Source organism: Buttiauxella brennerae ATCC 51605 (assembly GCF_001654925.1).
Taxonomy (GTDB): domain Bacteria; phylum Pseudomonadota; class Gammaproteobacteria; order Enterobacterales; family Enterobacteriaceae; genus Buttiauxella; species Buttiauxella brennerae.
This window is the reverse complement of sequence record NZ_LXER01000017.1, coordinates 499,199-519,858: the sequence shown is the minus strand read 5'-3', so window position 1 is coordinate 519,858 and position 20,660 is coordinate 499,199. Positions and strand designations below refer to the sequence as shown.

Here is a 20,660-nt window from a genome sequence, read left to right as displayed (position 1 = left end):
TATACGAGTTGCTAAAATTGTATGATGAACTGTTAAGCAAGCCATAATATGAGCAAGAAAATCACTGTTCTGGGCACGCGCGGCATTCCTGATGTGTTAGGCGGGGTGGAAACGCATTGCCAAAATCTTTATCCCGCCATCAAACAACAGTTTGACGTCGATATTTGCGTTATCGCGCGTTCTCCTTACGTTGATTATAAACAGTCACAATATAAAAACGTCGCCACTCTGGCGCTGTGGGCGCCGAAAAAACGTTCTTTAGAAGCCATTGCCCATTCTGTTTTGAGCGCGTTTAAAACGTGCGTTGATGGATCCTCTATCGTCCATGTCCATGCCATTGGCCCAGGGCTTGTGGTGCCGTTACTGCGTTTATTGGGTAAGAAAGTGGTATTTACGCACCATGGCCCGGATTATGAGCGCCAGAAGTGGGGATATATTGCGAAACAGGCTTTGCTGATGGGCGAGAAATTTGCCGTAAACTACGCTAACGAAGTTATCGTTATTTCTGACGTGATCAATCAGCTGATCCAGAAGAAACATGGCCGAATGGATGCTCATCTGATTTACAACGGTGTGAATATTCCACAACTTCTGACAGATGAAACAATCCATAAAACGCTCGACCGCTATGCGCTGAAACCTAAGAAATATCTTGTGGCGGTCGGGCGTTTTGTGGAAGAAAAAGGGCTTCATGACCTGATTATTGCTTATCAACAATCGGGAGTGTCCGAGACATTAGTGTTAGTGGGTGACGCGGACCATCCTTCTGATTACAGCATGCGTCTGAAGCAATTAGCGATAAAAACACCGAATGTTATTTTGACCGGTTTTTTAAAAGGCGACGCGCTTAAGGCCGTATTTTCTCAGGCTAAGCTGTTTATAATGCCCTCATATCATGAAGGATTACCAATAGCACTGCTCGAGGCAATGTCATATTCACTCCCGGCGGTAGTCAGTGATATTCCTGCTAATCTGGAAGTAGGGCTGCCTGCAGATGCCTATTTTAAAGTGGGCAATGTAGCTGATTTAGCGCAGAAAATTAAGGCGAGATCCGAGCTGGAATCGGCTGATTACGGTGAGTTTATGCAAACCTATGACTGGCGTGAAATTGCCAGGAAAACAGTTAGTGTCTACCATTTAATAAACAAATCAATAGGTTAAACTTGAGCAATTCAACCAGACGCCCACTCGTCATTGAACAGTTTTATCAGGTGCTTGATGAGCAAACACAGGCACAGCTGACACCTGAGCAGAAGCAAGAGATAGAGGATGCGCTGATTTCGGTCACGCTGTCCTCGCGCCACCGCATTGATATTCGTAAAAGTTTCCCCTTTTTTGGTTCTCGTTACTACATGGTCTTCTTGCTCGGGCGCGACCTGCGCAAGCGGCTGCGCAAAGAATCGACCCTGGTGCGCATCATCGTAACGATTCTGATTTTGTTTGGCGTCCTCTTCGGCACGCTGTGTGTTTTATTGACGCTCTACATGCTGAAGTCAGCGGCGGGAATCGACTTGATTCGTGATTTTCACGTCGGCATTTGGGACTGGTGGCTCAGCTTAAAAAACAACTAATCTCTGCGGAAAACGGAATCACTATGAATATTAAAACTTTTGTAGCGTTGATGTGCATGGTCGTTCCGGGAACCGCATTGGCTGAGTCGATGACAGTCGTCACCCCGAAGGCGCTGGCAGGCCCGCTGACCAATCCTGGCATGGGTATCGCCAGTTTTCATCAGGGATACGGTGAGCAACTGACTGTGGCGCAATATCCTGATACGGGCATTGAGTATGAGCGTTTTTACTGGTCAGAACTTGAACCCGTAGAAGGGCAATATAATTACGCTCTGGTTGACGATGCTTTTAAATTCGCGGCAATGCACCAACCGGCCATGAATGTTGGGCTGCGTTTTATGGCGCTTGATGGCCCGGAAAGTGGTTCGAAAATCCCCGACTGGTTAATTAAAAAAGGGGTGAAAGGGGTCTGGACTTCAGACCGAAAAACCTTCGCTCCGGATTTGGACGACCCTATTTTCTTCCAATACAGCCAGCGGCTGCTTAATGCATTTGGCAAACGTTACGACGGTAATGAAAACCTCGCATACGTCGATATCGGAATGGTGGGGTCGTGGGGCGAGTGGCATAACAGCAATTTCCCCTCCATGAAACCACTTGAAAAACGCTATACGCCCGCGCAATTAGAAAAGTACGTCCGAATGCATTTTGCCGCGTTTCCAAAAACACCCAAAATCATGCTGATTGCCGGTGGCGATAACCTGGTCAGTGCCGTGAAGCAGGGCGCAGGCTGGCGTGCCGACTGTCTGGGCGACTGGCGTAACTTTTCGGCGACCTGGAATTTGATGGAGGATGACTATCCGCAGCGTTTAGACGCGGCTCAGTCTGCGTATTCCGGTTTTAATGATGCCTGGAAACGGGCGCCGGTGAGTTTTGAAATCTGCGGGTATATGCCGGAATGGAAGACTGAGCAACATTACAGCCTGGCAGAGGTGCAACGGACATTTGACTGGGCGATTGAACAGCATGCCAGCACGATTAATTTGAAATCACGCGAAGTTCCTAAAGAATATCGCGGCATTGTCGATCAGGCGCTAACGAAACTGGGCTATCGCTTCCGCCTTGCGTCGTTAAGCCACCCGGCAGTGGTGGGGAAAGGAGCCAGTCTTGCGCTTACCAGCCAGTGGGCGAATGACGGTATCGCACCTGTTTATCTTAAATATGACCTGACATGGCGCGTGGTGAATGGGTCGGATAAGGTTATAGCGCAGGGTAAAACGAACGATGATATTCGTACCTGGTTGCCAGGCGTTCAGTCGGCGAATTACCGCCTGTTAATTCCGGCAACGGCGGACAAAGGGCAATACTATATTGAGGTGGCGATGCTGGATGGGCATGGGAAACCGAGGATAAACCTGGCAAATGAAGGCAAGCGCAATGATGGCTGGTATCGGGTATCGAAATTAAACGTTGAATAAAGTGTTCGCGATGAGCCTGCCAGGCAGCGCTCATCGCGTTAAAGCTCCAAACAGATAATCAGGAACCATACCCATCAGGGTTATTTTTTTGCCAGTTCCAAGTGTCACGTATCATATCATCAATTGTTCGGGTCGCTTGCCAGCCAAGGTGTTGCCGGGCTAACGAAGAATCTGACCAGCACTCCGCCACATCGCCCGCACGTCGTTCGACTATCCGATAATTAATCCTGGTTTGCGCTGCTTTTTCAAAAGCCTGAATCAGATCAATGACGGAATAACCCACACCTGTTCCCAGGTTGATCGCTTTGAAGGGAGAACCTTCGGCTTTATGATCTAATGCCGCAAGGTGACCGCTTGCCAGATCTAACACATGGATATAATCACGCACCCCGGTGCCATCGGGAGTAGGGTAATCATTGCCGTACACCGACAGGCATTCGAGTTTGCCAATGGCTACCTGTGAAATGTACGGCACCAGGTTGTTCGGAATACCATTTGGATCTTCACCGATTCGGCCAGACTCATGTGCACCCACCGGGTTAAAATAGCGCAGGCAAGTAATGCGGAACTCAGGTTGGGCGAGAGAGAAATCACGCAGAATCTGCTCAACCATCAATTTGGACGTGCCGTACGGGTTTGTCGTGCCCCCGGTCTGGCACTCTTCGCTCAATGGCACCTTTTCGGGGTTCCCATAAACCGTTGCCGACGAGCTAAAGATCAGGCTGTCTACGCCTGCCTGTAGCATCTCATGGAGTAAAACCAGGGTGCCAACGACATTGTTTTCATAATATTCGAGAGGTTTAGTTATCGACTCACCCACCGATTTCAAACCCGCAAAGTGGATAACATCGGTAATAGTATGATTTGAAAAAATATTCCTCAGCACATGACGGTCTAAAATATCAGCAACGTATAAAGTCGGCTCCTTTCCGGTTAATTCCGTTACCCGCTCCAGAGATACTTTTGACGAGTTTGAAAGATTATCGATAACAACTACGTCATCCCCTCTTTCCAGTAAAGCCAGAACGGTATGTGAGCCAATGTAGCCAGCACCACCAGTTACAAGAATTGTCATAATATCTCCAGATAAATATTACAAAACCAGCATTGTTTTAGGTCTGAACTCGCTATTTGTTCTTCTTAAAGCGTAGTCTTTGTCGGCAGATTTTCCTTATTAATTCAAACGAAGAGTTGTTTTCGGTAGCGGGTGAAAAATTTAAACGAAGCCTTTTTTAAAGGAGACAATAAGCTGAAATTCCAGTGCTTCGTGTCATAGACAATATAGTTACTTGAGAAATTTAAAGTATGAATGCCAGCACTTTGGTTTATTTCAGGGGTGATATTGGTAACCAGTTTTTCTTCAAAATTTGCAGGGCATAAACTGACTAGCTCTTTGATAAAAACAGACTTTCCGTAACAACCTGGGAGGCACTCCTGGGTGATAAGGTAGTTTTTATTATTGATAGACCACGGCGTACCTGCTCCGCGGTGGTGGTCATTACACAGTTTTAACGATGGCGTTATTTTTTGCCACTCACCGAACAGCGTCTGCGCAGTGTGGATAACCATCTCATTTTCCATGGTTGTGGAAATGAGATAGAAATGGTCATCTAATTTGAAAAATATATTGTCTGTGTATTCTGCATCCGGAATTAACACCTTTACTTTCTGCCAGCGTGCAGGAAATTCGGTGGATTGAAATAATACCACTTCCTTTCTTTCGGAAGATTCGGGGATCATAAACAAGGTGCCATCCAGATAAAACATGAATGGAAATGATAAGTGGCACTTCAGGTCATCAAAGCCTTCGAGCCTGAGATCTTCAATTTCATCCAGTTTATGGTTCAGCACCCGACATCTCAGGATCCCTTTGGCGTTCAGAAAGCTCAAGGCTTCATAGAAGACATATAATTTATCATCTTTCTCAATGATAAAAGGGTCGGCCTGGAAGGTGTATTTTTTATTAAGAAGCTGTGCTTTTGAATTGTTTAAAATATCCAGGGTGTTTTCAGGGAATAAATGCACATGACTTTTGACGATCATGATGTCCCAGGATTCATGGAAAAATAGCTTTTTAATTATCTTATTGTTTATGCTTAACATTTTATCATATTACCCATATTAGTTATCACTAGTATCAGGAAAAACATGATGCTTATTATTTAATTTGACTTAACTGTCCAGGGGGCGCAGTGGCATCCGTCTAGGAGTATAGCTACTGAGCGAGTATTCGCCTGTTAACATGAGAAAAAGTTGCTGTTTTTAGAGGTGTGTGGATGTGGGGTGATAAGATAAATGGCAACGAGGGGGTGACTCATAATGAAAAACGGCAAGTACAAAGCATACTTGCCGATAATATTTGATTAAGCCTGAGTATCCAGAGTAGCAAGTTCTTTATCTACGAAATACAGACCTTCACCACTTTTACCCACCAGACTTAATTTATCCAGCACAGATTTGAACAGTTTTTCTTCTTCGTGCTGTTCAGAAACATACCATTGCAGGAAATTAAAGGTTGGATAATCCTGGGATGTCATCGCGGCATGAGCCAGTTCGTTAATCTTACGAGTAATTAACTGCTCGTGTTCGTAAGTGGCATTGAACAGGTTATCGAGCGATGTGTAGTCGTGGTCTGGAGCGGGGACCGCGTTAATGCGCGGCAGGCTGCCGGTATCCGTTAAATAGGCAAACAGGCGCTGCATATGCTCCATCTCTTCCTGAGCATGGCGACGCAGGAAGGCAGCAGCACCTTCAAAGCTGTGGTAGCTACACCATGCACTCATCTGTTGGTAAAGAAGGGAAGAGTAAAGTTCAAGATTCATTTGTTCATTAAGTTTTTCGATCATTTCAGCTTTAAGCATGATGTGCTCCGTAAGAATAGATATTTAACAATAGCGCTACTTTAATTTTATTATTTCGATAATGCAAAGAAATTGTTAATTATATTAGTGTAATGAGAATGGTTGCTAATATTATTCCGTTTATTGGTTGATATAATATTAACAATAAGAATGATTATTATTTAATTGGATGGGCCGGAAGATATATTTCAACCCGCCTTCATTCAATCTGTTTTTACCCGCCTGACTTATTGAACTGCCATCTCATTTCTCAGGTTATGCTCCATCCCCACACCGCGGCACTGGTACTCAAGCGTGACTTTCTGGTTCAGGCACAGTGCGCCGCTGGTCAGGCTGCAGGTTTTGATAGGCTCGCCGTAGGGAAATGCGGCGATATAACCCCACTGCTGGCATTGCTGACTGGCCGCAGATTGCGCAATGTAGCTGTCCACTTTTCCATTTTGCAAAACGGCGAGATCAAAACCCAGGCGAACCACACCTGCGACCTCGCTCCCTTTAACCGGCTGTGGTGTTTTATTTATCGTGCAGCTGGTTAATAACGCAGCGGCTAATACTAAATAAACTGTTTTCATTTTGCTGATGCCCGAAGGATATTTTTTATGATTTTAGCACGCGGAAATAGAGAAAATGAGCAACAAAATAAACAGGTTTAATTTCACTTAAGTTAATTAAATATAAAATACCTAACGTAAATTAAAGTTTTTTATCAGGTGATAAATAACCACCACGCCATCCGTAAGGTGATTAAAATTTGATCTCAAATGTTATCAAGTTTAGCTGAATCGTGCCGACAATACTGATAATGCACAACTTAACCTCGGTATTGGCATACAAAAACCGAATAAACGGAGCTGAGGGCAACATGGGCGGTGCAGCTGCATAAAGGCATTTGATTTTTCACCGGGGAAATACAACACATGAAGTTTATTCGTAACATCAAAATACGCGCCATGGTCGTGCTGATACTGATCTTCTCGACAGTCGCCTGGCTCGGTGTTTCTGGGTTGGCGCTGTGGTTTTTACAGGATTTGGAACAAAACAGTACGCTCAATGCGCGGCAGGAAAAGTGGATCGACATTGTGCAGTTTCTGCTTGGTGCATCCGTGCTGGCAAGCATGGTTATCACCATGGTGACCGAACGCTATCTGTACCACTGCCTGGTGAAACCGGTGGAAAATATTCGCGCGCACATGCATGTCCTTGCGCGTGGTGAACTCGAGGCAGAATTACCGGATTTAGGCAGTAATTGTATTGGTCTGATGGTGGCACCGATTCAAAAAATGCAGGCAAACTGGGAAAAAGCGGTTTCCAATATTCGTTTCAGCGCCCATACCATCCGGGGAAATGCGACGGAAGTGGCTGGCGTAAACAATGAGCTTTCGAGCCGCTCTGAGCAGCTCGCTGCGGCTCTGGAAGAGACCACCGCCAGCATGGAACAGCTGAGCAGCACCGTGACGCTCAACGCTGAAAATGCCAGCCATGCCAGCCAGCTTGCAAAGAATGCCACCAAGACCGCGCTTAATGGTGGCGAGTCGGTGAAAAAGGTGATGTCCACGATGGACAGAATCACCAGCAGCTCGCACAAAATTGTTGATATCACGACGGTCATTAATAGCATTTCCTTCCAGACCAATATCCTGGCGCTCAATGCTGCGGTAGAAGCTGCGCGTGCGGGTGAGCAGGGCCGTGGGTTCGCTGTGGTAGCAAGTGAAGTGCGTAACCTTGCCCAGCGCAGTGCACTGGCGGCCAAAGAGATTGAAACATTGCTCAAAGAGTCGGTGGATAATATCCATACAGGTTCTGAGCAGGTTAAAAAAGCGGGCGAAGCGATGGGTGAAATCGTCGATGCGGTGACACAAGTGAATAATATTATGGGTGATATTGCCAGCGCGTCGGGTGAGCAGAGTAAAGGAATCGGGCAGGTAGGGATTGCAGTAAAACAGATGGACGCGGTGACTCAACAGAACGTTACGCTGGTGCATCAATCGGCGCTTTCGTCTGTTGAACTGGAAAAACAGGCGCATCAACTGAACGATATTGTGGCGATGTTTCGTATCGCCAGAGCCGTCTGAAAAACGTGAATATGTATAGCAAACGGCAGAAGTGTGAGCGCCTCTTAATTTTTTAAAACAAAATTTCATTAAATTTGAAAGTCTGTTTGCTAGATAGTATGGTTAATGCATACCAACGCTATTCACTGCGGGAAATCCCGTGACCCAATCAGGAGACGGAAATGAAAATAGCACTGATGATGGAAAACAGTCAGGCTGGCAAAAACGCAATCATTCTTAATGAGTTGCAAGCGGTTGCTGCTGAAAAAGAGTACCCGGTTTACAACGTAGGCATGAGCGATGAGCAGGACCACCACCTGACTTACATCCACCTCGGTATTATGGCCAGCATTCTGTTGAACTCTAAAGCCGTTGATTTCGTTGTGACCGGTTGTGGCACAGGCCAGGGTGCAATGATGTCTCTGAACATTCACCCTGGTGTGGTTTGTGGCTACTGCATGGATCCAGCCGATGCTTTCCTGTTCTCTCAAATCAACAACGGTAACGCGCTGTCACTGGCATTCGCTAAAGGCTTCGGCTGGGGTGCAGAACTGAACGTACGTTACATGTTCGAAAAAGCGTTCACTGGCCGTAAAGGCGAAGGCTACCCGATTGAGCGTAAAGAGCCACAGGTTCGTAACGCCGGTATCCTGAACCAGGTTAAAGCCGCGGTGGTGAAAGAAAACTACCTGGACACGCTGCGTTCTATCGACCCGGAGCTTGTGAAAACTGCTGTGACTGGCGAACGTTTCCAGAAGTGCTTCTTCGAAAACTGCCAGAATAAAGAGATTGAAGCGTTCGTACGCGAAATCCTTGCTTAATCATTTCTGATAATAGAATAAGGCCAGCTTTTGCTGGCCTTATTTATTTCTCCTTTCAATCACTGCTTTTTAGACACGCTGCTACCGGCGTTTCGCGGTAGGCGCAGCAAATCAATCAGCCCCACCAGGCAAATCAACGTGATCATCACAAATGAAAGTTTGATGGTGATACCCGGAATTGAAGTGATATCCAGCCATTGGCTGATTTTCTCACCCAGGCGAATACCAATCGCACCCAGCGTGATTCCCAGCCCGACTGAAAGCTGCGTCGCGGTGCTGAAAAGCGTGTTGGCGTAGCTCATCTGCGTGGACGGGACATCGGAGAAGGCGAGGGTGCTGATACCGGTAAATTGCATTGAGCGGAACATGCCGCCGAAGAACAGGATTGCCATCGTTAACCAGGCGCTGGTGTGTGGCGTGAGAAACGCACAGGCCAGCAAAGACGCCACGTTCAGTAGTCCGTTAATCATCAGCAGTTTTTTGAAACCTAATGCGCGAATCAGCGGCGTAGTTGCCGGTTTCATCGCGAGGTTTCCGGCGAACACGGCTAACACCAACAAGCCGGAATGAAAAGCATCCATCCCGAACCCGACCTGGAACAGCAGCGGTAATAAAAATGGCACCGCGCTGATAGAGGTGCGGAACAGTGACCCTCCGTACATCGTCACGCCAAAGGTTTGCACCTTTAATGCTTCGAGGCGAATCATCGGGTGTTTAGCATGTTTAAAATGCCAGAGTGAAAACCACAGCGCTGCGGCACCCAGCAAAAGAAGGCTGACGGTTGGCAGCACATTCACTTGCGACTGCCCCAGCATCTCCAGCCCGTACACCAGGCTAATCATCGCCACGGCGGTGCCGGTAAAACCAATCCCGTCAAACGGCCGGCGATCGTCATCGTGAATATCGGGGATCAACCGCCAGGCCAGCGCCATAGCAATCAAACCCAGCGGCAGGTTGATATAAAAAATCCAACGCCATGACGCATAACTGGTGATGAAGCCACCCAGCGGCGGGCCGATGATCGGCGCAACGAGTGCCGGCCAGGTTAACGTGGCGATAGCGGTGATAAGCAAATGCTTGGGCGTGGTGCGTAACACCGCAAGCCGCCCGACGGGCACCATCAGTGCGCCGCCTACGCCCTGCAATATGCGCATCGCAACGAACTGCTCAAGCGTATTCGCAATACCACACAGAACGGATGAAAACGTGAAAATAGCGAGTGCGAGGGTGAAAACTTTGCGCGCACCAAACCTGTCGGCAATCCAGCCGCTGGCAGGAATCAACACCGCGAGGGTGAGCAAATAGGCGCTCATGCCAATATTCAAGTCAACAGCATCAACGCCAAACGTCCGCGCCATTTCTGGCAATGCGGTAGCAATGACGGTCCCGTCGAGAAATTCCATAAAGAAAGCACCTGCGACCAGCAGTGCCATACCTGAAATGCCACGTTTTGGTGCCGGGGAAGATGAGTCAGTCATGAGTGAAGTTCAAAATTAAAATAATGTTTTAAAAAATTGTTGAGCCAATTAACCAGTTAAGTCGTGGATATGCAAGCCATTTTGTGTGACGAACTTGTAAAATCCACACTGAAAATGTGTGATGAGCATCACAAAACTATTGATTTATGTGACGGATGTCTTATTATTGAACGCATAAAGAGCAACACCTGTAAAAATAATAACTGGAGCACACAATGAAACTGCGCAAAATCCTGAAAAGCATGTTCGAAAACTACTGCAAGACCTTCAAAGATGTACCACCGGGCGGCATGTTCTAATCTGCCGTACTGAAGAAAAACCTGCTCCGGCAGGTTTTTTTATGCCTGAAATTTGCCATTTTCCTCTTCATACTCATCTTTATATCCACAATTCTCTCTTTAGCACTTTTTCGCATAAGGTTATGCGTTTTACACTTATTTACAATGTGGGTATGGCTGGTGCACTATGCGGGCTCTAATTGAGACGGAGTCCGTGAAGAAATGCGTAAACCCTTGTTGTTATCTGCGCTGTTTGCCTCTTTGGCCCTGGCCCTTTCTGGCTGTGATGATGCGAAAACTGATACTGCGGCAGCACCTGCTCCAGCAAAACAAGCAGCCCAGGATGGCGGCAACTTAATCGTTGGTGTCACCACTGGCGATCCGTTAGCGATGAACCCACTCTACGCCAGCGACCGTACTACGCTGACTATCATGCAAGCGCTGTATGCGCCGCTGTATAGCTTCAACGGTGACAAAATTGAATGGGGTCTGGCAGAAAGCCTCACGCCTTCAGAAGACAACCTCTCATACATCTTAAAACTCAAACCGAATCTGAAATGGCAGGATGGCCAGGCCATCACCGCTGAAGACGTGGTGTTTACCTTCAATAAATTGCTTGATGAGAAACAGCACAGTTTCTTCCGCAGTATGTTTGTTTATGGTGATAAACCGGTTCAGGTCAGCAAAGTTGATGACCTGACGGTGAAATTCACGCTTCCACAGGTGAGTGCGGCATTTGTTGGCACCCTGGTACAAATCTATCCAATCCCACAGCATGTGTTTGCTAACGAAAGTGGCGACATGGAAAAGAGCACCAAAAATGATGCTCCTGTAGGCTCTGGACCATTCAAGTTTAAAGAGTACCGTGCTGGTCAGTACTACGCGCTGACGCGTTTTGACGACTACTGGAATGGCAAACCGAAACTGGATGCTGTGACTTACCGTTTTGCCAAAGACAGCAACTCCGCCAACCTTGCGCTGCAAAACGGCGAAATCAACATGAAGATGATTGACCCGCAGGACGTTGCTCGTCTGAAATCCAGCGGTAAATTTGACTTCGTTATCTACCCGGAAGGGCGTCTGGCGTATATGACGTTTAACCAGAACGTTGACAGCATGAAGAGCAAGGCGCTGCGCCAGGCTATCGCGTATGCCATTAATAAAGACGAACTGGTTCAGGCGGCATTCACCTCGCTGGATTACGCACAGCCTGCCGCATCTATTCTGACGCCAGACACGTTGTATCAAACCAACGACGTTGAAACCTACAAATACGATGTTGAAAAAGCGAAAGCGCTGCTGAAAGAGGCGGGCACTCCGGCAAATCTTAAACTGCGCCTGGCATATATCAACACCAACAAAACCCAGGAAAGCATGGGGCTGTATATTCAGCAGCAGTTGAAAAACGTCGGTATCGCGGTTGAGCTGTTGCCGATGGATGCTAACGCGATGTCACAACGCAGCCTGGACATGAAAAACACCGCTTATGAGCTGAGCCTGAGCGGCTACATCATGGGTATGGAACCGGATGGTTATAAGTCTTTGTACATGAGCAACGAAGCCTATAACTACGCGCATTATAAAAATCCGGCGTTTGATGCGCTGTGGAACCAGGGCGCGACCGAAACCGACAAAACCAAACGTGCTGAGATCTATAAGCAAATCCAGCAAACCGTTGCAAACGATATGGCATGGTATCCCATTGCTTATACCAACGCGGTTGTTGCGGTAGATAAACGTTTTGGCGGCACGAAAGAAGCTGAGCCTAAACCGGTTTATATGTTCCAGGATCTGTCGAAAATCCACCAACAATAATAAGTTTTATCTTGCAGGGCCTCTCATATGAGAGGCCCTCATTGCATGAGTTAATTTTGAGGCAGTATGAACAATGTTTTAGTACGGCGTCTGGCGCAGTTAGTACCGATGCTTTTCTTCATCTCGCTGGTGTCGTTTTTGCTGGTCAAACTGGCACCCGGCGACCCGGTGCAGGCGTATGTCACGCCGCGCATGAGCCCTGAGGATATTGAACATATCCGTCACAGCCTGGGGCTTGATAAACCGATGTTTATGCAATACCTGTTGTGGCTCAAAAATGTGCTGCAAGGGGATTTAGGCTATTCACTGATTTACCACCGCCCGGTGCTAACCATGATTGCCGAGCGCATACCGGCAACCATCGGCCTGATGGGCGCATCCCTGGTTCTGGCGATGGTGCTGGCTATTCCGCTGGGTTTACTGGCGGGTGCTTATAAACACCGCTGGCTTGATCACTTCCTGAATATGTTTGCCTATATCGGTATTTCGGTGCCAATTTTTTGGTTCGGCATTTTGCTGATAACGGTATTTTCCGTGCAGCTGAACTGGTTGCCGAGCATGGGCATGCGCACCATTGGTGTCGAAGATTCATGGCTTGATGTGGTTCGCCACGGTATTTTGCCGTGTATCGCATTGAGCTTTTACAACCTCTCCAGTTACGTGCGTTACATCCGCTCTAACACCATTTCGCAACTGTCGGCTGATTATGTACAAACGCAGCTGGCATACGGTGCCACGCGTCGCTCTATTCTCTTTCGCCATGTGCTTAAAAACGTCCTGTTACCGGTTATCACTTTGTTTGGTATCTCGTTTGGCGAACTGCTTGTCGGGGCGTATGTCACCGAAAGCGTGTTCTCCTGGCCGGGCATGGGCCTGCTGGGGATCCAGTCGATAACCTCACTGGATTACCCGCTCATTATGGCGATGATCATGCTGTCATCGACCATGCTGATTATGGGTAACTTATTGGCCGACTTGTTATATCGCGTGGCAGATCCGCGCATTAAGGCGTTGAGGTAAGACGATGAGTAGACGTTGGCAACAAGTTAAACATGGCCTGAAACGTAATCGTCCAGCTCAATTCTCATTACTGGTGCTGGTCATTTTCAGCATTGCTGCATTACTGGCAGCAGTCAGTCCGTGGGATCCAAACCAGATGTCGCTCACCGCAAGGTTATTGCCGCCGGATGCAAGCCACTGGTTTGGCACCGATGACTACGGGCGAGACTACTTCACCCGTGCCTTGTACGGCGGCCAGATTTCGTTGATGGTCGGTTTCCTGGCAATGTTATTTTCAACTTTGATCGGCACGCTGGTGGGTACGGTTAGCGGCTATTTTGGCGGGCGAATCGATAACATTATGATGCGCGTGGTCGATATTTTAATGTCGATTCCTGCCTTCTTCCTGCTGCTGGTGCTTAATGCTTATTTAAAGCCGGGTATCGCCAATATCATTTTGATTATCAGTGCGCTGACGTGGATGAGCATGTCGCGCCTGGTGCGTGCGGAAACCTTATCGGTCAAAGAGCGTGAATATGTGATTTATGCGCGTGCCTGTGGGGAGCACCCATTAATCATCATTGCCCGCCATATTATCCCGAATATTTTGCCAACCATTATGGTAGCGGCGACGCTGAATATCGCGTCGGCCATTCTGATGGAATCAACCCTGAGCTTCCTTGGGCTGGGTGTGCAACAGCCAAACGCCTCATGGGGAAGCATGCTGAACAACGCACAATCCTTTATTGGTGAAGCCACCTGGCTTGCGATGTTCCCGGGGCTGCTTATTTTGCTGACGGTGCTGAGTTTTAACGTGCTGGGCGACGTATTGCGAACTGCCTTTGAGCCAGGAGCGAACCGCGATGAGTAATTTACTGGAATTCGACAACCTGCAAACCTCCTTCTTCACCCGCGAAGGGGAAGTGAAGGCGGTGCGCGGGGTGAGCTTTGCGGTGCAACGCGGCGAAATCGTGGGGATCGTTGGCGAATCAGGCTGTGGTAAAAGCGTTACTTGCAAGTCGGTGCTTAAATTGCTGGGCAGTAACGGCAAAGTAGTCGGCGGCCATATCTATTTTATGGGCGAAGATTTAGCGCGTAAAACGCCTGAGCAAATGCGCCATATTCGTGGTAACGACATTGCGATGATCTTCCAGGATCCGATGACCGCGCTCAATCCGGTGCTGACTATTGGCAAGCAGATGAGCGAGATCCTGGTGCGTAACCAGAATCTGAGCAAAAAAGCGGCCAAAGAAAAGTCCATCGCCATGCTGCAACAAGTGGGGATTGGCAACGCAGAACAGCGTTACAACCAGTATCCGCATGAGTTCAGCGGCGGCATGCGCCAGCGTGTGATGATAGCCATTGCGCTGTCTTGCCACCCGGCGTTGCTGATTGCTGATGAACCGACTACCGCCCTGGACGTGACCATTCAGGCGCAGATTTTACGCCTGCTAAAACAGCTTCAGCAGCAAACCGACACCGCGATTATGCTTATCACTCACGATCTGGGTGTGGTTGCACAGGTCTGTTCGCGTGTAGTGGTGATGTACGGCGGGCTGGTGATGGAGCAGGGCAGCGTGGAAGATATTTTCTATCGCCCGGCACATCCGTATACCCGTGGTTTATTGGCATCATTGCCTATTCAGGGTGAGGCAAACACTCGCCTGTCGCCAATCGAAGGCTCGCCTCCGGGCTTGCTTAACCCACCGCCGGGTTGCCCGTTTGCCGAGCGTTGCCCGCAGCGCATGGCACGTTGTAATACTCTGCCATCGTTGCATCAGATCGGCGAAGGTCACCAGGCAATGTGCTGGTTATGGGATCCGGAGGTGAACCATGCAGGACGTTAAGCCATTAATTCGTGTGAACGGGTTACGCAAATACTTCCACAGCCAGCAGGGGTGGTTTAACAAAACGCCACCGGTGAAAGCGGTTGATGGCGTGAGCTTCGAGATTTATCCGGGGGAAACCTACGGGCTGGTGGGGGAGTCGGGCTGTGGGAAATCCACACTCGGCCGCAGCGTGTTGCGCCTGTTTGATATCACCGACGGTGAAATTGAGTTCGCGGGCCAGAACATTGCCAAAATGAGCGATAAGCAACTTAAACCGTTGCGCCGCCGTATGCAGGCTATTTTCCAGGACCCGTACTCGTCACTCAATCCAGGGATGACGGTCGCGCAGTTGATTGCCGAGCCGATGAAAATCCACGGTTATGGCAAAGCACAGCGCGAAGCACGCACGCTGGAACTGCTGGAAAAAGTCGGGCTGAAAGCTGAGCACCTGAACCGCTTCCCGCATGAATTCAGCGGCGGGCAGCGCCAGCGTATCAGTATTGCGCGTGCGTTGTCGGTCAACCCGGAATTTGTGTTGTGCGACGAACCGTTGTCGGCACTGGATGTTTCCGTGCAGGCGCAAGTGGTGAATATTTTGCAGGATTTGCAGCAGGCACTTGGGCTGACATACCTGTTTATCGCTCACGACTTATCAATGGTCCGCCATATCTCAGACCGTATCGGTGTGATGTATCTGGGGGCGCTGGTGGAAGAGGCACCTGCACAGACGCTTTATACCGAACCTGCGCACCCCTACACGCGGGCACTGCTGGCCTCTATTCCGGTTGCTGACCCGCATGTACAAATGCTGGATCAAGGCGGCATTAAAGGTGAGTTGCCAACGGCCATGAGCGACTGGCCGGGGTGTAAGTTCTGTAACCGCTGCCCGAGAGCAATGGATAAGTGCCAGAGCCACGCCCCGGTGATGCGGGAGATTTCACCTGGCCACCGGGTGGCCTGCTGGTTGTTTGAAGGGAAGTAAAAGTCTTTAGCGTGGTGCCAGGGCGAGAATGACATGCTCGGGGTCATTCTCAATTGCACGCAACAAAGCTTTGGCAGGGCCAGTCGGTTCACGGCGGCCCTGTTCCCAGTTTTTCAGCGTATCAACACTCACGGAGATTAAGCGGGCAAACCCCGCCTGCGATAACCCGGTCGCCTGACGAATGGCTTTGACCTGAGTTGCGGTCACTTCCGTTACACGAGATGGCTCGCGTTCACCTTCTACCATCTCATTCATCTGCGCCATACTTTCGGACAGACGTGCGAACAATTGCTTATCCATTTACCACCTCTCGTTCATTTGCCGCAAAAAGCGTTTCTCGGTTTCGCTGAGATCGTCTTTGATACCCTTTGGGTAAATCAGCAACAGCCGGATAGTGCTATCGACATTTTTGTGGAAATAGATGACTCTGACGCCACCTCGTTTCCCTTTGTTTTTCGCCAACCAGCGCACCTTACGTAAGCCACCAGTTTGTGGAATGAGATCACCACTTTCCGGCGATAAAGTGAGAAATACCTGAAACAACCTGTATTCCTCCTCCGTAAGTAACGTGTCGACATCCTCTGTAAAAATGGGCGTTTCGATAAAAAGCATAGTATCCGCCATTGGCTTATAGCCAGGATCAGGTTAACAGGATTAATGGGTAAGTCAATGGCGTACTTAAATAACATGCAAAATGGCGAAGGCTAAGTGAATTCGCAAAGTTGTTGCGCAATTTTCGAGGCTTCTTCCAGAATGGATTATTGCCTCGCACACACCGTCACGAGTACTATGACGCCCATTGCGAAACAGGAGAGAAATGATGTCTGAACAATTATCTGCCGACCAGGAACTGGTTTCCGACGTGGTAGCATGCCAGTTAGTGATTAAGCAAATTCTGGATGTGATCGATGTGATTGCTCCGGTTGAAGTGCGCGAAAAAATGGCGAACCAATTAAAGACCATTGATTTCGCCACTCATCCGGCAGCAGCGGATCCGGTGACCCGCCGCGCAATTCAGAAAGCGATCAGCTTGATTGAGTTGAAATTCACCCCGCAGGGCGAAGCGCATTAATATCAATGTAAATCGCCCTTATTCAAGGGCGATTTGTCATTAGAAGAACGTCATCACCAGCAAATAACTCGCCGCACACGCACAACTCACGCCAATCAAACCAGGCAAAATGAAACTGTGGTTAATAATGAATTTGCCAATTTTCGTGGTGCCGGAGCGGTCAAAGCCGATGCACGCCAAATCGCTTGGATAAGTCGGCAAAACAAAGTAACCGTAAGACGCCGGGAAGAACGCTATTAGCATCTTCGGTTCAACACCCAACATCAGCCCCATCGGTGCCACTGCGGTTAATGCTGCCGCCTGGCTGTTCACCAGTTTAGAAACCAAAAACAGCACGATGGCATAAGTCCATGGGTGGCTTTTCACCACGCCTTCGAGCGCCATTTTTAACTCGTCGAGATGCGCCTGGAAGAAGGTATCGCTCATCCATGCCACGCCGAATACCGAGAAAATTGCCACCATCCCTGCTTTAAAAACCGCGCCGTTTGAAATGGCTGAGGCATTCACTTTGCAGACCATCAGCATGACGGCACCCGCAATCAGCATCATCATCTGAATAACCAGATTCATCGACAGCGGTTTAAGTGAGCCTTTGATCTCAAACGCCGGGCGCAGCGTCGGAATTGCCCCCAGCAACACCACGACCAGAATTCCTGTGAAGAAAATCCACGTTGACCAGTACGCCTGTTTTGGGAAAACCTGGTTCATCAGCGTTTCGCTGCTGCCGTAGATAAATTCGCGCTGTTTTGGGTCTTTGAGCTTTTCCTGGAACTCTTCATCGTCTTCTAAATCTTTGCCGCGACGCAAACTCCACAGGGCTGCAATCAGAACGCCAAATAGTGAGGCGGGCACTGAAACGCACAGAATATCGAGAATGCCCCAGGCGTGGCCCATACCGTGGTTTGCAGCAATAATCGAAATCAGCGACACCACAGCCACGGAAACCGGCGACGCCGTAATCGCCATTTGCGAAGCAATCGACGCCACCGCCATTGGGCGTTCCGGGCGAATGCCTTTCTTAAGCGCGATATCGGCAATAATGGGGAACATGGTGTACACCACATGGCCGGTGCCGCACAGGAACGTCAGCATCCAGGTGGTGAAGGGGGCCAGCAGTGTGATGTGTTGAGGGTGTTTACGCAGCAGGCGCTCGGCGAACTGCATCATGACATTCAGGCCACCTGCGGTTTGCAATGTGGCCGCACAACCGATTACCGCAAGAATGGTCAACATCACGTCAACCGGTGGCTTTCCTGGCTCAAGGCCAAAAATGAAGGTGAGGATGAAAAGCCCAATGCCACTGATGAGACCAAGCCCCATCCCGCCAAAACGCGTCCCTACCAGTAAACATAAAATGATGACAATAAATTCGATGGTAATCATGGCAATCCCTTATTGTGACTCATTCTATTAGCATTACAGAATGTAAGGGATACCTTTGAGACACAGATCGAATTTGTTAAAATCCAATAAAAACAATTGATTATAACATTTTATTAACAATGGGTGGGTTGTGATAAGCCGGGCGGGAAAAGTTAAGTCGGGTAAGCGTAATGCTTCCCGACCATCAGTTGTTAGTGCTGCTGATGATTCACTAAATTAGTCAGATGTTCGTCAGTCTGGCTCATGCATAACCCGGCTTTATGCGCATTGCGGACCTCATCGAGAATGGTGTTGAGCAGCAAACCTTCTTCTTGTTGCTCCTGGTCCATGGTCTTTAGAAATGTCAGCGTCGGGTAATCTTTCAGCGCGGTTGCTTCAGCGGTCAAAGTGGTTAATGTCGCGCAGCGTTGCTGGTGATCTTCTACGGTTTGTTCAAACAGCATTTCCAGAGAATTGCATTCGCTTTGTGGTGCTTCAATTGCCCCCACAATGGGAGTGCCGCCCGCCTGTTTCATGAAGTTAAATATGCGCATCATTTGCGTCACATTGCATTGTGCCTGGTTTCTTAAAAATGTGGCGGTGCCTGTTAAACTCTTTTCTGAACACCAGCTGCTTAAGCGTAAATAGAGATTGGAGGAATAGAAATCGCGGTTAATCTGCAAATTCAGTCTCTGAACCATGCCGGATGTTGCCATTATAGTTTCCTTATTGAATCGGAACGCCAGGTTGAGGTTGGGAAAGGTAATAAAGAAAAACTCATGCTATTTACCGGAGTCGATAGTCACTGTTTTATTTGAAATAAAACACTTCTCATGTCCCTTGAGGCCTTCTCCTGTCTGATTTATAAAAAAAGAATACCTCTTTTGTGTTAGTAACAAAACTCTTAATTCAACCGTTTTACCCTTATTTACAGCCTTATTCACTGCGAAATATTAAAAATAACAAATGAAATAATTATTACACTTCATGATTATTTGGCATTAATTAAATGTAATGATCAGAATTGTGATTTATCGCTGAATAATGATTTCTGTTTTAGATGCTTTCTTGTGTTGGATCATATTTCATGCCTGTGTCGCTAATTGTACACGTGACTGTTTCCGATACTGCAACGGTGTCTGGCTCATCATTTTCTTAAAACAGGTAATAAAGTAGGTTACCTCGATAAACCCCACTTCCTGGGCGATGGCGTCAATGCTTAACGGCGAAGTGCGCAACAGATCGCAACTTTTCTTAATACGCCTGGTGAGCAGGTATTCATGAATGCTGCCGCCGGTTTGCTGGCGAAAAATACGTGACGTGTAGCTGCGCGAAAGGCCAACAGATTGCGCCAGTTCATCCAGTGAAAACTTGCCGCCGTAATTGTTTTCCACCCATTGCATGATGCGTGATGAAACGGTTTGTTGTTGGGTTATCAACTCCTGTGGCTGTGCGGGTAGAAAGGCCATGATTTGCATCACCATAAATGCGACATCGCTGGCGGTGGTGTGCCCGCTGGGGCCGAGTTTGTCGAACTGCTCAAGGATCACCTCCATAAACTCCGCCTGTGCGCTTAGATCGTAAACCTGAGCGGGAACATGACTTGCGGCCAGTGCTGACAACTGCGCCTGCTGGCGCGGGAAGCTGTGCAACGCACTGATTACGGATGAATGCTCAATGTGCATGGCGGTGCGGTGATACTGATTCTTGTCACCGGCCTCGACATGCACCTTGTGAAGTCGAAACGGTGGGAAGATAAATAACCGTCCGGGCCTGGCGGTGAAGTGTTGGTTATCCACCACAACGATACCATATCCTTTTGAAATATATAGAAATTCAACGCACTGGTGCCAGTGATAATACTGGGCGCTGGATGCCCGCAGGCGATGAAATGAGATAACCTGGCTATCAAGCGTAATCCGCTCCATTAATTGTGGTTCGCTCATTTCCCCTCCAGGACAACAATTTTAAGTTTTTACGCCATGATTTGTAATTTATTGCCCTCTGAAATAGAAAAATCCAGTGAAAATGAAATAACGGTTTATTTTTGTGATGAGGTTCACTCTGAGCAAACAATAAAAACGACTACTCTTTGCCTCAACGCACATAAGCAGTGCGAAGAC

At 48.3% G+C, this 20,660-nt stretch carries 22 protein-coding genes; 12 read left to right on the top strand and 10 right to left on the bottom strand.

The features are described from left to right. Nucleotides 1–48 precede the first annotated feature (48 nt). From M975_RS10660 to M975_RS10650, 3 genes are read left to right on the top strand one after another with little or no spacing between them, the layout of a single operon-like run. Entirely contained in the window at nt 49–1,161 is a 1,113-nt protein-coding gene (locus M975_RS10660; RefSeq protein WP_064559176.1) for a glycosyltransferase family 4 protein, read from the top strand. Nucleotides 1,162–1,163: 2 nt separating this feature from the next. Further along, complete coding sequence (locus M975_RS10655) at nt 1,164–1,571, top strand: hypothetical protein (RefSeq protein ID WP_064559175.1); 408 nt, start codon at nt 1,164–1,166, stop codon at nt 1,569–1,571. Between the two features lie 23 nt (nt 1,572–1,594). Further along, nucleotides 1,595–2,989 carry a DUF4832 domain-containing protein gene (locus M975_RS10650; protein ID WP_064559174.1) on the top strand — a complete coding sequence of 465 codons (1,395 nt, stop codon included), beginning with the start codon at nt 1,595–1,597 and terminating at the stop codon, nt 2,987–2,989. Nucleotides 2,990–3,047: 58 nt separating this feature from the next. On the opposite strand, the gene galE is transcribed toward M975_RS10650, so the two are convergent. The 4 genes from galE to yecR form a co-directional block, all read right to left on the bottom strand. Continuing rightward, the gene (gene galE / locus M975_RS10645; RefSeq protein WP_064559173.1) at nt 3,048–4,064 is read right to left on the bottom strand and encodes a UDP-glucose 4-epimerase GalE; all 1,017 of its coding nucleotides are present in this window, start codon (nt 4,062–4,064) and stop codon (nt 3,048–3,050) included. A 104-nt stretch (nt 4,065–4,168) separates the two neighbouring features. Then, on the bottom strand, nt 4,169–5,032 hold the full coding sequence (locus tag M975_RS10640) for a glucosamine inositolphosphorylceramide transferase family protein (RefSeq protein WP_245164396.1): 864 nt from the start codon (nt 5,030–5,032) through the stop codon (nt 4,169–4,171). Between the two features lie 320 nt (nt 5,033–5,352). Beyond that, complete coding sequence (gene ftnA / locus M975_RS10635; RefSeq protein WP_064559171.1) at nt 5,353–5,850, bottom strand: non-heme ferritin; 498 nt, start codon at nt 5,848–5,850, stop codon at nt 5,353–5,355. 227 nt (nt 5,851–6,077) lie between these two features. Further along, nucleotides 6,078–6,422, bottom strand: a complete 345-nt coding sequence (yecR, locus tag M975_RS10630; RefSeq protein WP_064559170.1) for a YecR family lipoprotein — start codon at nt 6,420–6,422, stop codon at nt 6,078–6,080. A gap of 345 nt (nt 6,423–6,767) precedes the next feature. Between yecR and M975_RS10625 the strand changes: the two genes are divergently transcribed. Together M975_RS10625 and M975_RS10620 are read left to right on the top strand one after the other, a co-directional pair. Further along, nucleotides 6,768–7,922 (top strand): methyl-accepting chemotaxis protein, encoded by a 1,155-nt coding sequence (locus tag M975_RS10625; protein ID WP_064559169.1) that lies wholly within the window; start codon nt 6,768–6,770, stop codon nt 7,920–7,922. Nucleotides 7,923–8,083: 161 nt separating this feature from the next. Beyond that, a complete protein-coding gene (locus M975_RS10620) occupies nt 8,084–8,722 on the top strand; it encodes an RpiB/LacA/LacB family sugar-phosphate isomerase (RefSeq protein ID WP_064559168.1) in 639 nt (212 codons plus the stop codon). Between the two features lie 59 nt (nt 8,723–8,781). Here M975_RS10620 and M975_RS10615 read toward each other — a convergent pair whose 3' ends face one another. Next, entirely contained in the window at nt 8,782–10,200 is a 1,419-nt protein-coding gene (locus M975_RS10615) for an MFS transporter (protein ID WP_064559167.1), read from the bottom strand. A gap of 215 nt (nt 10,201–10,415) precedes the next feature. Here M975_RS10615 and azuC point away from each other — a divergent pair, with 215 nt between their 5' ends. From azuC to M975_RS10590, 6 genes are all read left to right on the top strand, one after another. Continuing rightward, nucleotides 10,416–10,499, top strand: coding sequence for a stress response protein AzuC (gene azuC / locus M975_RS22945; RefSeq protein ID WP_004136622.1), 84 nt, complete (start codon nt 10,416–10,418; stop codon nt 10,497–10,499). Nucleotides 10,500–10,700: 201 nt separating this feature from the next. Further along, entirely contained in the window at nt 10,701–12,293 is a 1,593-nt protein-coding gene (locus tag M975_RS10610; RefSeq protein WP_064559166.1) for an ABC transporter substrate-binding protein, read from the top strand. A gap of 66 nt (nt 12,294–12,359) precedes the next feature. Beyond that, nucleotides 12,360–13,313 carry an ABC transporter permease gene (locus M975_RS10605; protein ID WP_064559165.1) on the top strand — a complete coding sequence of 318 codons (954 nt, stop codon included), beginning with the start codon at nt 12,360–12,362 and terminating at the stop codon, nt 13,311–13,313. Between the two features lie 4 nt (nt 13,314–13,317). Then, entirely contained in the window at nt 13,318–14,163 is an 846-nt protein-coding gene (locus M975_RS10600) for an ABC transporter permease (RefSeq protein WP_064559164.1), read from the top strand. Continuing rightward, a complete protein-coding gene (locus M975_RS10595; protein WP_064559163.1) occupies nt 14,156–15,139 on the top strand; it encodes an ABC transporter ATP-binding protein in 984 nt (327 codons plus the stop codon). Before M975_RS10600 ends, M975_RS10595 begins: the two co-directional genes overlap by 8 nt. Further along, entirely contained in the window at nt 15,126–16,103 is a 978-nt protein-coding gene (locus tag M975_RS10590) for an ABC transporter ATP-binding protein (protein ID WP_064559162.1), read from the top strand. Before M975_RS10595 ends, M975_RS10590 begins: the two co-directional genes overlap by 14 nt. Nucleotides 16,104–16,109: 6 nt before the next feature. Here M975_RS10590 and nadS read toward each other — a convergent pair whose 3' ends face one another. After that, a complete protein-coding gene (gene nadS / locus M975_RS10585; protein ID WP_064559161.1) occupies nt 16,110–16,403 on the bottom strand; it encodes a NadS family protein in 294 nt (97 codons plus the stop codon). Next, the gene (locus tag M975_RS10580; RefSeq protein WP_064559160.1) at nt 16,404–16,715 is read right to left on the bottom strand and encodes a hypothetical protein; all 312 of its coding nucleotides are present in this window, start codon (nt 16,713–16,715) and stop codon (nt 16,404–16,406) included. Between the two features lie 208 nt (nt 16,716–16,923). Here M975_RS10580 and M975_RS10575 point away from each other — a divergent pair, with 208 nt between their 5' ends. Then, a complete protein-coding gene (locus M975_RS10575; protein ID WP_064559159.1) occupies nt 16,924–17,175 on the top strand; it encodes a DUF2766 family protein in 252 nt (83 codons plus the stop codon). A 39-nt stretch (nt 17,176–17,214) separates the two neighbouring features. On the opposite strand, the gene M975_RS10570 is transcribed toward M975_RS10575, so the two are convergent. The 3 genes from M975_RS10570 to M975_RS10560 all read right to left on the bottom strand — a co-directional run bounded on the left by M975_RS10570 (nt 17,215) and on the right by M975_RS10560 (nt 20,483). Further along, nucleotides 17,215–18,558 (bottom strand): anaerobic C4-dicarboxylate transporter, encoded by a 1,344-nt coding sequence (locus M975_RS10570; protein WP_064559158.1) that lies wholly within the window; start codon nt 18,556–18,558, stop codon nt 17,215–17,217. 191 nt (nt 18,559–18,749) lie between these two features. After that, on the bottom strand, nt 18,750–19,253 hold the full coding sequence (locus M975_RS10565) for a non-heme ferritin-like protein (protein WP_064559157.1): 504 nt from the start codon (nt 19,251–19,253) through the stop codon (nt 18,750–18,752). A 369-nt stretch (nt 19,254–19,622) separates the two neighbouring features. Then, complete coding sequence (locus tag M975_RS10560; RefSeq protein WP_064559156.1) at nt 19,623–20,483, bottom strand: AraC family transcriptional regulator; 861 nt, start codon at nt 20,481–20,483, stop codon at nt 19,623–19,625. Nucleotides 20,484–20,660 lie beyond the last annotated feature (177 nt).